Annotated in this window: 12 protein-coding genes and 1 pseudogene; 9 read left to right on the plus strand and 4 right to left on the minus strand. The window is 66.3% G+C overall.

Annotated features, from left to right (window positions below):
* Positions 1 to 58 precede the first annotated feature (58 nt).
* Both F8O07_RS02690 and metE read left to right on the plus strand, forming a co-directional pair.
* A complete protein-coding gene (locus F8O07_RS02690) occupies positions 59 to 1,210 on the plus strand; it encodes a methylenetetrahydrofolate reductase (RefSeq protein WP_158030621.1) in 1,152 nt (383 codons plus the stop codon).
* Entirely contained in the window at positions 1,162 to 3,510 is a 2,349-nt protein-coding gene (metE, locus tag F8O07_RS02695; protein ID WP_158030622.1) for a 5-methyltetrahydropteroyltriglutamate--homocysteine S-methyltransferase, read from the plus strand. Before F8O07_RS02690 ends, metE begins: the two co-directional genes overlap by 49 nt.
* 154 nt (positions 3,511 to 3,664) lie before the next feature.
* On the opposite strand, the gene F8O07_RS02700 is transcribed toward metE, so the two are convergent.
* The gene (locus F8O07_RS02700) at positions 3,665 to 4,489 is read right to left on the minus strand and encodes a DUF2510 domain-containing protein (protein ID WP_192496605.1); all 825 of its coding nucleotides are present in this window, start codon (positions 4,487 to 4,489) and stop codon (positions 3,665 to 3,667) included.
* 197 nt (positions 4,490 to 4,686) lie between these two features.
* Between F8O07_RS02700 and F8O07_RS02705 the strand changes: the two genes are divergently transcribed.
* Together F8O07_RS02705 and F8O07_RS02710 are read left to right on the plus strand one after the other, a co-directional pair.
* Complete coding sequence (locus F8O07_RS02705) at positions 4,687 to 4,953, plus strand: DUF1049 domain-containing protein (RefSeq protein WP_192496606.1); 267 nt, start codon at positions 4,687 to 4,689, stop codon at positions 4,951 to 4,953.
* Positions 4,954 to 5,071: 118 nt separating this feature from the next.
* A complete protein-coding gene (locus tag F8O07_RS02710; protein WP_158030625.1) occupies positions 5,072 to 6,412 on the plus strand; it encodes a glycosyltransferase 87 family protein in 1,341 nt (446 codons plus the stop codon).
* Here the strand turns inward: F8O07_RS02710 and metX are convergent.
* On the minus strand, positions 6,360 to 7,565 hold the full coding sequence (gene metX, locus F8O07_RS02715) for a homoserine O-acetyltransferase MetX (RefSeq protein WP_412973610.1): 1,206 nt from the start codon (positions 7,563 to 7,565) through the stop codon (positions 6,360 to 6,362). The genes F8O07_RS02710 and metX overlap by 53 nt on opposite strands.
* A 125-nt stretch (positions 7,566 to 7,690) precedes the next feature.
* On the opposite strand from metX, the gene F8O07_RS02720 reads away from it, so the two are divergent.
* From F8O07_RS02720 to epsC, 4 genes and pseudogenes are all read left to right on the plus strand, one after another.
* Positions 7,691 to 8,548, plus strand: coding sequence for an SDR family oxidoreductase (locus F8O07_RS02720; protein WP_158030627.1), 858 nt, complete (start codon positions 7,691 to 7,693; stop codon positions 8,546 to 8,548).
* Positions 8,545 to 9,240 (plus strand): uracil-DNA glycosylase, encoded by a 696-nt coding sequence (locus F8O07_RS02725; RefSeq protein WP_158030628.1) that lies wholly within the window; start codon positions 8,545 to 8,547, stop codon positions 9,238 to 9,240. The genes F8O07_RS02720 and F8O07_RS02725 overlap by 4 nt, the downstream gene beginning before the upstream one ends.
* A 113-nt stretch (positions 9,241 to 9,353) precedes the next feature.
* On the plus strand, positions 9,354 to 10,289 hold the full coding sequence (cysK, locus tag F8O07_RS02730; RefSeq protein ID WP_158030629.1) for a cysteine synthase A: 936 nt from the start codon (positions 9,354 to 9,356) through the stop codon (positions 10,287 to 10,289).
* An 81-nt stretch (positions 10,290 to 10,370) separates the two neighbouring features.
* Positions 10,371 to 10,901: pseudogene (epsC, locus tag F8O07_RS02735) on the plus strand (serine O-acetyltransferase EpsC); the annotation flags it as partial.
* Between the two features lie 186 nt (positions 10,902 to 11,087).
* On the opposite strand, the gene F8O07_RS02740 reads toward epsC, so the two are convergent.
* A complete protein-coding gene (locus tag F8O07_RS02740; protein ID WP_158030630.1) occupies positions 11,088 to 11,792 on the minus strand; it encodes an aspartate/glutamate racemase family protein in 705 nt (234 codons plus the stop codon).
* A 165-nt stretch (positions 11,793 to 11,957) separates the two neighbouring features.
* Here F8O07_RS02740 and F8O07_RS02745 point away from each other — a divergent pair, with 165 nt between their 5' ends.
* Positions 11,958 to 13,211 (plus strand): carboxylate--amine ligase, encoded by a 1,254-nt coding sequence (locus F8O07_RS02745; RefSeq protein ID WP_158030631.1) that lies wholly within the window; start codon positions 11,958 to 11,960, stop codon positions 13,209 to 13,211.
* A 39-nt stretch (positions 13,212 to 13,250) separates the two neighbouring features.
* Here the strand turns inward: F8O07_RS02745 and F8O07_RS02750 are convergent, their stop codons facing one another.
* Entirely contained in the window at positions 13,251 to 13,742 is a 492-nt protein-coding gene (locus F8O07_RS02750; protein ID WP_225732928.1) for a hotdog domain-containing protein, read from the minus strand.
* Positions 13,743 to 13,812 lie beyond the last annotated feature (70 nt).

Consider the following 13,812-nt stretch of genomic DNA (forward strand, 5'->3'; position numbering starts at 1 on the left):
TAACGTGACGTCACACGTGTGGCATCGGCGCAGCGACGCAGAATACGATGAGACCACTATGACCGCCAGCGCGCAGCCCGCAGCAGACCGTCGACCCCAGGTCGCGCGGTCGAACGATGCTGCCGTCTCGACCGGAGCCAGCGCCGAAGAGCCTATTGCTGAGCGCCGCTTCAGCGCGAGTCGCTTCGGTCTGTCCGGCGAAGACGCGTTCGACGACGGCGATGATGCGGCGGATGCTCTGCATGCGCCCGCAGCGCACATCACGCCCGCATGGGACACCCTGCCGAGCGTCGAAGCGCCCACGCTCTCGCTCGAAGTCTTCCCAGCCAGGGGAGTGCCGCAGCTGCGACGCAACGTCGCCGCAGTGCGCAAGCTCCTGAAACTCGGTCCCGACTTCGTCACAGTGACCTACGGCGCGGCGGGCAGCCGTCAGGAGGGCACGAAAGAGCTGGTCACCTGGATCGCACAGTCCGGAGTGCCCACCTATGCACACCTCACCTGTCAGGCCACGTCTCTGCGCGAGCTCGACGAGACGATCGACGAGCTGCTCGAAGCCGGTGTCACGGGCATCCTCGCTCTGCGCGGCGACGCCCGGGACGACGGCAGCGGCCTGGTGCTGCCGCACGCCACCGACCTGATCGCGCGAGTGAGCCAGCGTGCCGAAGCGGCGGGGCAGCGCATCCGCATCGTCGGCGCAGCGTTCCCGACCGGGCATCCCGACAGTCAAGATCTGCGCGAAGACGCCGAGAACGTCGCCCGCAAACAGCAGGCGGGTGCAGACTTCGCGATCACGCAGCACTTCTTCGACGCCGAGGACTACGCGCGCTTTCTCGACCTGGTCGCTGAGACGGGTGCGACGCTGCCGATCGTTCCCGGCCTCACCCCCACGACCACGGTGCGCCGTCTCGAGCGCATCTCAGAACTCTCCGGGCTGACCCCGCCGCCTGCGCTCGCTGCAGCGCTCGGCGCCGCACCGGATGCACAGACTCGCCGCGACATCGCGGTGCAGAACACAGTTGAGCTGGCTGAGAAGCTGGCGCGAGCCGGAGCCCCGGGCATACAGCTGTTCACCATGAATGACGAGCCGACCGCGCTCAGGGTGTTCGACGCCCTCAGCTCTTCGCCTGCAGGTGCGCTCGGCCAGAACACAGGAAGAGAACCATGGCTACTCAACACACAGGGGCCGGCCTTGAAGGCGGCACTGCACTAGGCTACCCGCGCATCGGTCGCAGCCGAGAGCTCAAGAAGGCGCTCGAGCGCTACTGGGGCGGCCGCATCGAGGCACAGGAGCTGGCCGAGACGGCAGCCGAGATCCGTGCGACCAACTGGCGCCGTCTCCACGACCTCGGGTTCGAGGCGCACAACGCCAGCATCGCCAGCGACTTCTCCTACTACGACCAGGTGCTCGACGCCACCGTGCTCGTGGGCGCCCTGCCGAAGCGCTTCGACCAGTGGGTCGACGAAGACGGCAGCCTGAGCCTCGACGGCTACTTCGCCGCCGCTCGCGGAGTGGACCGCGTGCAGCCGCTTGAAATGACCAAATGGTTCGACACGAACTACCACTACCTCGTGCCCGAGATCGGGCCCGACACCACCTTCCGCCAGGGCAGCGATCAGCCGGCCCTGCTCTTCGCCGAGGCGCTCTCGCACGGGTTCGTGACCCGTCCGGTCATCGTCGGCCCGGTCACGCTGCTCGCGCTGGCGAAGCCGACGGCCGACGCTCCTGAGGGCTTCGACCCGATCGACCGCCTCGACGACCTGCTGCCGGTCTACGCCGAGGTGCTCGCCGGCCTCGCCGAGCTCGATGCGCCGTGGGTGCAGCTCGACGAGTCGGCGCTGGTCAGCGAGCTGCTGCCCAGTGACCGCCCGAAGCTCATCGCAGCGGCGAAGCACGCCTACGAGGTGCTCGGCGCGCTCGAGGCCCGCCCGCAGATTCTCGCCCAGGCGTCGTACGCCGCTCTCGACGAGGCACTGCCTGCACTGGCCGAGGCCCCGATCGAGGGCATCGCACTCGACCTGGTCGAAGGCGACGTGCCTGCCGCAGACACCCCCGGCGTGACCGGACTCAAAGACAAAGTGGTGGTCGCCGGTGTGATCAACGGCCACAACATCTGGCGTGCCGATCTGGATGCCGCGCTCGCGAAGCTCGAAGAGCTGCGCCCGCTGGCGGGTCGAGTCGTGGCCTCGAGCTCGACCTCGCTGTTCCATGTGCCGCACACGCTCGACGATGAGTCGAAGCTGAGCGACGAACTGCGCTCCTGGCTGGCCTTCGCAGCAGAGAAGGTCGTCGAGATCGTCACACTCGCCCGCGCCTACGACGGCGACAAAGCGGGGGTGCAGGCAGCGTTCGACGAAGCGGCTGCCGCGCTGGCATCCCGCGCTGAGCATGCCGGCGTGCACCGCCCCGAGGTGGGTGCACGCATCTCGGCCCTCACCGACGCCGACTTCACACGCACCCCGTACGCCGAGCGTGCGCAGGTGCAGCAGGCCGAGCTGGGGCTGCCGCTGCTGCCGACGACCACCATCGGATCGTTCCCGCAGACGCCGGAGATCCGCCGCACGCGCTCGCAGTTCACCAAGGGTGAGATCGACGAGGCCGCCTACAACGAGCAGATCAGGGGGCACATCGCCGACGTCGTGAAGTTGCAGGAAGAGATCGGTCTTGACGTACTCGTGCACGGCGAGGCCGAGCGCAACGACATGGTGCAGTACTTCGCCGAGAACTTCGAGGGCTTCGACGTGACCGAGAACGGCTGGGTGCAGTCGTACGGGTCGCGCTGTACGCGCCCGAGCATCCTCTGGGGCGACGTGGTGCGCCCGAAGCCGTTCACGGTCGAGTGGATCAGCTATGCGCAGTCGCTCACCGAGAAGCAGGTCAAGGGCATGCTCACCGGCCCGGTGACGATTCTGGCCTGGTCGTTCGTGCGTGACGATCAGCCGAAGGGCGTCACCGCCGACCAGGTCGCCTTGGCGCTGCGCGACGAGATCGCCGATCTCGAGGCCGCGGGCATCGACATCGTACAGGTCGACGAGCCGGCCATCCGCGAGCTGCTGCCGCTGAAGCGCGCAGACCACGCCGACTATCTCAAGTGGTCGGTCGGGTCGTTCCGTCTGGCGACCGCCGGCGCCGCCGACCGCACGCAGATTCACACCCACCTCTGCTACTCGGAGTTCGGCCAGGTCATCGACGCCGTCGACGGGCTCGACGCCGACGTGACCTCGGTCGAGGCCGAGCGCTCGAAGATGGACATCGTGCGCGACATCAAGGCCGCCGGCTTCAGCCGCGGGGTCGGGCCGGGCGTCTACGACATCCACTCGCCGCGCGTGCCCACTGAGGCCGACATCGAGGGGCTGCTCGACATCGCGCTCGAGTCGATCCCCGACCAGCTGCTGTGGGTCAACCCCGACTGCGGGCTGAAGACACGCCGCTACGAAGAGGTGGTGCCTGCGCTGACCGACATGGTCGCCGCCGCCCGTGCCGAGCGTGAGAAGCTCGGCGTCGAGGCCTGAGCGTTGGCCGGTCGCCTGATCGGCTGAGATGACAGCAGGGCCGCGACCCACATGTGGTGGGTGCGGCCCTGCTCGTCTTGTCGCCGTCTCTGCTGTCTCCGCCATGTCGCGGGGCGGGCGGATGCGGTGGGCGCGCCGGCTCGGCGGCCAGCGGTCAGATAGTGGTGCCGAGGCGGGTGGCGCCCGCTCCGGTCCCTGCGCCGGAGCCCGAACCGCTGCCGTACTGACCTAGGTCGCCCAGGTCGCCCAAATCGCCCAGGTCTCCGTAGTCCTGGTTCAGATCGTTGTTGTACTGCCTGCCCAAGTCGCCGTAGCGCTTGCTGAGGTCGCCCAGCCCCGGCACGTCGATCTTCATGTTCGAGGTGTCGATGCCCGAAATCTTCCAGCTGCCGCTCTCTTTGACCAGCTTGTAGTCGTATGTGCCTGAGACGGTGACCTTCGTGAGTCCGGAGCCGGACTCGCCGTCGACGTCGTAGGTCACCGTGGCGGAGTCGCCGGTGATGCTCTCTGACGAGAAGTCGTTCGAGATGCCCATGCCGTTCGTGGTGTCAGAGCCCGAGCCGCTGTCGTTCAGACCGTTCGGCAGGCTGCCGATCTGGCTGCAGCCTGCCTTGATCTGCGAGGCCATCGACGACGTGTAGTACTCGGCGGCGCCGTCGCAGTCCCCGCTCTCGGCCGATGCGATGGCTTTCGCGACGACCTCTTTGGGGCTGCTCGTGGCGTTGCCGATCACCGCGAACAGGCCGATGGCGATTCCGGCCAGAAGCAGCACACCGGCCACGGCGATGCCGACGATGAGCCCGGTCTTGCCTTTACGCGGGGTGGGCGAGCCGTATCCGGGGGCAACCGCCTGCTGATCTGGTGCGGTGTGCTCGGTCCACTGGGAGCCGTCCCACCAGCGCAGCCAGCCGGTCTGAGCCGGATCCGGATACCAGTTCGCCGGCGGAGTCGTCGGGTTTTCAGGGGGAACGGAACTCATCGTGATCCTTCTCATCTGGCGAACATGACGGACGGCATACGTCTCTGAGCCACAGTGTATCGAAGGCCGTCGTCCGCAGAGCGCATCGCATACGACCGCATTTCTGCGCAGGAGCATGAGAACGGTCATACTGTTGAGCACAGGGAACTGTGGGGTCGATCGGAGCGATCAGCCCCAGACACAGGCAGGAAGAGATCATGGCTGACAAGAGAAACCCCACACCGCACCACGAGGTCACCGCTGGCGAGCGGGTCGGCGGGTGGCTCAAGAAGACCTGGCCCGCGCTGGTGCTCGTCGTGCTCGCCCTGATCTTCATCTTCCAGAACACCTCGACGGTGACGCTGGTGCTCTTCGGCATGCAGCTCAGCGGCTCGTTCTGGATCTTCACCGTGATCCTGCTGCTCATCGGCATTCTGATCGGCTGGCTGCTGGGTCGCGGCGGCAGAGCCGACCGAAAGAACTGACCATCGGTCTGCTCTCGCCCGCATCAGCTGGTCAGACGCCGCAGAGATGCAGAGCACGGGGACAGAGACGTCGCTGCCGGATGAGCACGTCGGCAGCGCCCGGTAAACTGAACCTTCGATGACGAGCAGCGCACCGAAGACGGATTCGACCGATGTGATGGCCGCGCCCCGGCGAACGAGACTCATGACCGTCGTCAGCCGGGTTGCCGCACGACCGACTGTGCTCATCGTGGCGTTCCTCATGGTGCACCTCTGGCTCGCACTGAGCGGTCGCCATCAGTACGGGGCGCCCTTCGGCGACGTCACCAGCGTCTATCACCTCTGGTCGTTCGACGCAGTCCGGTACGGCACCTGGTACGGCATCACCGACCCATGGGTCTATCCGGCGCTCGCCCTGGTGCCGATGCTCCTGCCACTGACGCTCTGGGCCTCGACCGGCTTGGACTACACGTTCAGCTGGCTGATCATGGTCACTCTGCTGAACGTCGTCGCGCTCGGCGTCTTCACCGAGGGGTTCCGCAACGAGCGCCGCATGCGTACCGCATGGTGGTGGGCGGTCTACCTGCTGCTGCTCGGGCCGGTCGCGTTGGGGCGCATCGATACGGTTGCGCTCGCTCTGGTCGTCATCGCGCTGTCGCTGCTCGAACATCGCCCGGCGCTCGCCGGGCTGCTGCTGGCCGTCGGCACGTGGGTCAAGGTCTGGCCGGCGGCTGTGCTCGCGGCTGCCGTCACGTCGTTCTGGGGGCGGGGCCGGCGGATGCTGCGCGCGCTGATCGCACCCGGCGTCGCGCTGACCGGAGGCCTCGCCGTCGTGGCAGCCATCGCATCCCTCGTCAGCGGGCGCGGCTTCGGCGGCGTCGCCAACCTGCTCGGCTTCGTCGGCGGTCAGGCCTCGCGCAATCTGCAGATCGAGGCGGTCGGCGCGACCGTCGGACTGTGGCGGGCGCGTTCGGGCGACGGTGCCGTCGTCTACAACCACGAGATATACACCAACGAGCTGATCAGTGCGTCGTCACCCGTCATCGCGACGACCGTCACAGTGCTGATGGGCATCATGGTGCTGGCGATCACCCTGCTCGCCTGGCGGCTGCAGCGCGCCGGCGTCGACCGGCTGCAGGTGTTCGCCTGGGCGTCGCTTGCGCTCGTGACGACTTTCATCGTGTGCAACAAGGTGGGGTCGCCGCAGTTCGAGGTGTGGCTGGTGGCACCCGTGCTGCTGCTCGCCGCGGTGCGGCCGCCGCGCTGGTGGGTGCCGATGGCGCTGACGTCCATGATCGGAGTGCTCACACAGGTGATCTACCCGTCATGGTACGGCTACCTGCTGAATCTGAGCGCGTGGATGCTCTGGGTGATCACCGTGCGCAACCTGCTGCTGGTGGTGCTGCTGATCTGGGCCGTGGCCGAGCTCAGGCCGCGAGGATCCGTTCGAGCTGCGCCCCGATCGCCTCTCGCTCGATGAGGAACGAGTCGTGCCCGTAGGGGGAGTGCACCACGACCGCTTCGTCGCCGGCGATGTGCGTGCGCAGACCTGCGACGATGGCGTGCTGCTCGTCGATGCCGTAGAGGCGGTCGGAGTCGATGCCGACGACCAATGACTTCGCCGTGATGCTGCCGAGCGCTTCGACGACCCCGCCGCGGTCACGGCCGATGTCGTGCGAGTTCATCGCCTCCAGCATGGTGATGTAGGTGTTCGCGTCGAAACGCCGAGTGAACTTGTTGCCGTGAAAGTCAAGGTACGACTCAATGGCGAAGCGTCCGCCTTTGCCCAGCGGTGAGACGCCGGACTGGGCCGAACGGCCGAAACGGGTGTTGAACTCTTCGGCGCTGCGGTAGCTGGTGACGGCGACCCGACGGGCGAGCGCCAGCGAATGCCACGGGCCGCGCCCTTCGGGAAGGTCGTAGTAGTCGCCGCCGAGGTAGTCGGGGTCGCTGCGGATCATGTCGACCTGCACCGAGTTCACGGCGATGCGGTCGGCGCTCGTGACCGCCGGTGCGGCGATGACCACGAGTCGTTCGACGTCGTCGGGATACATGATCGCCCACTCCAGCGCCTGCATGCCGCCCATCGAGGGGCCGATCACGGTGTGCCAGCGGTCGATGCCGAGGGTGGTCGAGAAGTTGTGACTCGCGTGCACGATGTCACGGATCGAGACGTACGGAAACTGTGATCCCCACGGCTGACCGGAAGGGCGCATCGTGCTCGGCCCCGTCGTACCCTGACAGCCGCCAAGCACATTCGCGCACACCACATAGAAGCGATCGGTGTCGATCGGGCGCCCAGGGCCGATCTGATCGGCCCACCAGCCGGCGGTGTGATGCCCGAGTTCTCGCACGCCGGCGACGTGGCTGTCACCGGTCAGCGCGTGCAGAACGAGCACGGCGTTACTGTGGTCGGCGTTCAGCTCGCCCCAAGTCTCGTATGCGACGCGCACGCAGTCGAGGTGCCCGCCGAACTCGAGATCCTGCTTGCCGACGTGCACGAACTGTCGGCGCCCCGGAGGATCGCCGACCAGCCAGGCCCCGGTTACGGGAGGTTTGCCGGCGACGCGGGCGATCATGCGGTCGGTGACCGGCGAGAAGAGGTCGCTGTCGTTGTCGCGTGCCCGATCGATGCGGTGCGCGTGTGCTCGGCCGTCGCCGTACTGCTGCATGTGAAGGCCGCCTCTGCCGAATGGGTGAATCACCGTATTTTATCAAGTCAGCAATTCTGCGAAGGGCAGCATCTAGGATGTTCTGCATGACACCAGCGACCCCAGAACCGCAGGCATCCCATCTCCCGCTCAGCGCGAGCGTCGTCGAGCTCGACGAGACCGACGACCGACAGCGCACGGCGCTGGTGACCGGCGCCAGCAGCGGCATCGGGCGCGCGACGGCGGCACTGCTGCGCGAACACGGCTGGCAGGTCATCGCCGTGGCTCGCCGTGCCGAGCGGCTCGACGAGCTTGCGGCGCAGACCGGAGCGATTCCGTTCGCCGCCGACCTGACGTCGCCAGCCGAGGTGCAGGCGCTTGCCGAGTTCGTCGACGAGCATGGTCGGCTGGACGCGCTGCTGAACATCACCGGTGGAGCCATCGGCGTCGACCCGGTCGAGCGCGGTCGTGTCGAAGACTGGGTTCAGATGTATGAGATCAACACCGTGGCGACGCTGCGTGTGACCCAGGCGCTGCTGCCGGTGCTGCGACGCACCGCAGCCGAGCACGGTTGGGCCAGCATCCTTACCCTGACCTCGACGGCCGGGCTTGGCGTCTACGAAGGCGGCGGCGGGTACACCGCGGCCAAACACGCCGAGCAGGCGCTCGTCGACACGCTGCGGCTTGAGCTCAGCGGCGAGCCGATCCGTGTCATTGCGATTGCTCCGGGACTGGTGCACACCGAGGAGTTCTCGCTGAAGCGGCTGCACGGCGACCAAGCGAAGGCCGACGACGTCTACGCCGATGTGGATCATCCACTGAGCGCCGAAGACATCGCTCTGGTGAACGTGCAGACGATCGAGCTGCCGCCGCACATCAACCTCGACTTGGTCGTGGTGCGTCCGGTCGCCCAGTCGGCGCAGCACAAGCTGCATCGAGGCCCGTTGCGTCCGAAGCTGTCGTGACCGATCCCCAGCGGCATCCGCACCCGGTCACCGATCTGGTCGACCCGTCATGGGCACCGGTGCTCGCGCCTGAGACCGAGCGCATCGCGCACATTGGCGAGTTCCTGCGCGGCGAAGTCTCCGACGGGCGCCACTACGCTCCTGGCGGGGCCCACGTGTTCCGTGCCTTTCAACAGCCGCTCGACGCCGTGCGGGTGCTGATCGTGGGGCAGGATCCATATCCGACGCCCGGTCATGCGATGGGGCTCTCGTTCTCGGTGCGGCCCGACGTGCGGCCGGTGCCGAAGTCGCTGCAGAACATCTTCACCGAGCTGCACGACGACATCGGTGCGCCGACGCCGGCGAACGGCGACCTCACGCCGTGGGAGCGACAGGGCGTGATGCTGCTGAACCGCGTGCTCACCTGCGAACTCGGCCGACCGGCCTCGCACCGCGGCATCGGTTGGGAGCAGGTCACGGAGCGTGCCATTCGGGCGCTCGGTGAGCGCGATCGCCCGCTGGTCGCCATTCTCTGGGGGCGAGATGCGCGCAGCGCGGCGCCGATGCTGCCCAATGCGCATCTGATCGAGTCGGCGCATCCCAGCCCGCTCTCGGCCTACCGAGGCTTCTTCGGATCGCACCCGTTCAGTCGCGCATCCGACTGGCTGCAGCAGCAGGAGGGACAGGGCGTCGACTGGGCGCTGCCGATCTGACTCTCTGTTACGAAGTGCGACGGCCGGTTCGTCGGGATGCCGTAGACGCTCGATAGTCTGCGAGAGGCGCGCCGTTCGGCGTGTGCGAAGAGACCGGCGGAAGGCATCACGACATGGCTGAGATTCACGACAGCATCCTCGATACGATCGGCAACACCCCACTGGTGCGCCTGCACAGACTGCCGGGTGACAGCGCTGCCGACGTGCTCGCCAAAGTCGAGTTCACCAACCCCGCAGGCAGCGTCAAAGACCGCCTTGCCTCGGCGATCGTCGAGGCCGCCGAACGCAGCGGCGAGCTGAAACCCGGCGGCACCATCGTCGAGGGCACCAGCGGCAACACCGGCATCGGCCTGGCATTCGTCGGCGCGGCCAAGGGCTACCATGTCGTTCTCACGATGCCTGAGACCATGTCGGTCGAGCGCCGCGTGCTCGCCCGTGCGTACGGTGCAGAGATCGTGCTCACACCCGGCTCTGAGGGCATGAAAGGGGCTGTCGCCAAGGCGAAGGAACTCGTCGAGCAGAGCGACAACGCCATTCTTGCGAGCCAGTTCGCAAACCCCGCAAACGCCGCCGTGCACCGTGCGACCACCGGCCCTGAGATCGTCGAGGCGACCAAAGGGCGCGTCGACTACTTCATCGCCGGCATCGGCACCGGCGGCACCCTGACCGGAGCAGGCCAGATCATCAAGGCAGCGAATCCAGAAGCCAAGGTGATCGGCGTCGAGCCCAGCGACTCGCCGATTCTCAACGGCGGAAAGCCTGGGCCGCACAAGATTCAGGGCATCGGAGCGAACTTCGTGCCCGATGTGCTCGACACCGAGCTCTGCGACGAGATCATCGACGTGGAATTCTCCGATGCGACGGCGACCGCACGCGCGCTGGCCAGCGAAGAGGGCATCCTCGCCGGCATCTCGGCAGGTGCCGCGACATGGGCGGCACTCGAGGTGGCCAAGCGTCCCGAGGCTGCGGGCAAGACCATCGTGGTGATCATCCCGGACTTCGGGGAGCGCTACCTGTCGACGTCGCTGTACAGCGATCTGCTCGACTGAGTCGATGCGAAGATGTCGGTCGTGACCGGTGCTGCGTCTGCTGAGCCGATTGACCAGGTCGACGGCACAGCAGATAGAGTCGTGGGCGTGTTCAGCAGACTCCGGGAAGACATCGACAACGCTCGTCGACACGATCCTGCGGCGCGGTCGGCGGCCGGCATCTTCTTTCTCTATTCGGGCCTGCACGCGATCTGGAACCATCGTCTTGCCCACTGGCTGTGGAGCCATCACGCGAAAGGGCCTGCGCGGTTCGTCTCACAGCTGAGCCGTTTTCTCACCGGTATCGAGATTCATCCGGGCGCGCGCATCGGGCGGCGCTTCTTCATCGATCACGGCATGGGAGTGGTGATCGGCGAGACGGCTGAGGTCGGCGACGATGTGATGATCTATCACGGGGTGACTCTCGGCGGCACCAGCCTGGCGGCTGAGAAACGGCACCCGACCATCGGCGATCATGTGCTGATCGGCGCGGGTGCCAAGGTGCTCGGGCCGGTGACCATCGGCTCGCACTCGTCGATCGGAGCCAACGCCGTCGTCGTCAAAAGCGCACCACCCGACTCGCTGCTGGTCGGCATTCCGGCCAAGCCGCGCCCGCGCCCGCAGACCCGGCCACGAGACGTAGAGAGTCGGCGCGACGGGCTCAGCCCGGCGTCCTCAGACCGCACCACGATCGACGGGCTCTCCCCGGGATCGACGAGGCCGGGCCGTTCAGCGGCGAACGTCGAGCCCGAAGACATGGAACAGTTCCGCGATCCGGCGATGTACATCTGAGGGCACTGAACCCTCCCGGAGCAGCTCTCAGAGCTTCAGCGTGCCACCTGCCCTCACGATGGTCGCGCGGGCCAGCACGTCGAGTGCATCCACACTCGCGTAGTCATGCGCGAACGCGTGTTCAGGCACGCTCAGCTCGGTGCAGCCGATGAGCGCGATCTGAGCTCCGGCTTGCATCGTGCGCTCGAGCACGCTCATATAGAGGTCACGATCGAGCGGCTGGTTCGCCTTGACCTGGTCGAAGATAAGGGTGTCGACGTCATGTTGGACGGCTTCGCTCGGGTTCAGCGCATGCAGGCCGACGGCTTCAAGGGCATGCTGGTACAGACCTGACGAGATCGTGCCGCGGGTGCCCAGCACGCCGACGCTGCTGCCCGGAGGCACGAGTTCGGCCACGTGAGCCGCAGTCAGATCGATCATGTTCAGCACGGGAGCCTCGCTTGCGGCCGAGATCTCGTCAAAGAAGAAATGCGCAGTGTTACACGGAATGGCGATCACCTGCACCTGCCGACGGTTGAGCTCGCGCACGTCGTCGAGAATCGGGACGACCGGGTTCGGCTGGGTGTGATCGAGGATGTAGGCCGTGCGATCAGGGATGCTGCAGTGCTGCAGCAACTCGACATCGAGGTGATCCTGATCGCTCGCGACCTTCGTCATGCCGGTGAGCGTGTGCAGAAAGAGGATGGCGGCGTCTGGCCCCATACCGCCGATCACACCGACATCTGGTCTCACGTGGGTCTCCTTCGTGTGTTCGCCGTGGCCGATTCGTCTGGTCACCGGGGCTTGAGGACGCAGAGATGCGCCCGACGGCCGCAGACTCAGTGTACGGCGTGCCCCCGACTACAATTGCAGCGACGCAGGGCTTCCCGGCAGCGTCAGACACCCAGTGAGGATGATATGACCGCCACAACGACACATCGGTTTCAGCCTGTGCTGCTCGGCACGGACATCAACGCCTATGGCATGGCTCGCTCGTTCCACGAGGAATACGGTGTGGTCTCATGGGCGCTGGGATCGTTCCCGCTGACGCCGACGCGCGACTCGAAAATCGTGCAGGTGAGCATCGACAGCGAATTCGCATCGGACGACGGGTTCGTGCGGGTGCTCAGCGAACTGGGCCGACGCGAACGGGCGGCTGACCCGAATCGCAGCCTGTTGCTGGTTCCGTGCGGCGATGCGTACTCGGCTCTGCTCTCGGCCCATCGAGAGACGCTTGCAGAGTGGTTCGACTTCGTGATGATCGATGACGAACTGCTGGCGAGCCTCGTCGACAAAGCCTCGTTCTACCGACTGTGCGAGCAGCACGGCCTGGACCACCCAGTCACCCGAACCTACAGTCGGCAGCAGTTCGTCTCAGGCACCCCGATCGAACTGCCGAGCGAGTTTCCGATCGCGCTGAAACCGGCTGACAGCGTCGCCTACCTCGACTGCCAGTTTCCTGGGCGCAAGAAGGCCTATGTGCTGGCGAATCGGCAGCAGCTGGACGAGACGGTGCGACGGATCTTCTCTGCCGGGTACCCCGGAGAGCTCATTCTGCAGGACTTCGTGCCCGGCGACGACTCGCAGATGCGGGTGCTGAACGCCTACGTCAACCGTGACGGTACCGTGGCCATGATGAGTCTCGGCAACCCGCTGCTGGAAGACTATGCGCCGGCGAGCATCGGCAACTACGTCGCGATCGTGTCAGAGAGCAATGACGCCGTCTATGCTCAGGCGAAACGTTTTCTCGAGGCCATCGGATACGTGGGCTTCGTGAACTTCGACATGAAGCTCGACCCCCGCGACGGGCGATACCGATTCTTCGAGCTGAACCCGCGCCAGGGACGCAGCAGCTTCTTCACCACGCTCGCCGGTCTCAACCTGGCGCGGTGGCTGGTGCGCGACGTCGTCGAGCAGGAGTACGGCGAGACCGTCTACGGGCGGGAGCACGCACTGTGGGTCGGAGTTCCCCGGCCCATCCTGAAACGGTACGCCGCTGAAGGTCAGCTGAAGGCTGAGGCGCTGCAGCTCATTCGCGAAGGCCGATGGGGCAGCACGGTCTTCTATCGACGTGATCTCGGGCTGCGACGTCGGCTCAACATGTGGAAGCTCTGGCTGTCGTACTACCCCGACTACCGTCGCAACTTCGGCAACCGCGAACTCGATCTCTGAAACCGCCGACGCTGACGGAGGCCGTCACCTGGTGTGCGCTCAGCGCGCCCGGTCGTCGTTGATGTCGACTGAATGCGCGTCTTCGGGATGAACGACCGGGAGCACTTCGGTGATGGGCGCGCGGGGAATCGGCCCGCCGGTGCGCTTGGGGATGCGGTCGCGCAGATACGTGATCTCGGTGTAGCCATGAGGGGCGGGCTTGCCGTCGGGGCCGAGGTTCACGAACACGATCTCGTTGATGGTGAGAATCGTCTTGCGCGTGATCATGTTGCGCACGATGCAGCTCATCGTCAGCGACGTGCGGCCGAACTTCGTGGCGACCAGACCCATCTCGATCAGATCACCCTGCCAGGCGCTCGAGACGAAGTTGATCTCGGAGTAGAACTTCGTGACGCAGCGTTCGTTGCCGAGCTGCACGATCGCGTAGATGGCGGCTTCTTCGTCGATCCATTTCAGCAGCGATCCGCCGAAGAGCGTGCCGTTCGCGTTGAGATCCTCGGGGCGCACCCAGCGGCGGGTGTAGAAGTTCATGTGATGGCGATTGCCCAAAGGCCGATCGTCGTACTGCTCGGCGTCGTGGGCGTCGAAGGCAGCGCCGGTG

This window comes from Pseudoclavibacter sp. CFCC 13796 (genome assembly GCF_008831185.1).
GTDB lineage: Bacteria > Actinomycetota > Actinomycetes > Actinomycetales > Microbacteriaceae > Pseudoclavibacter_A.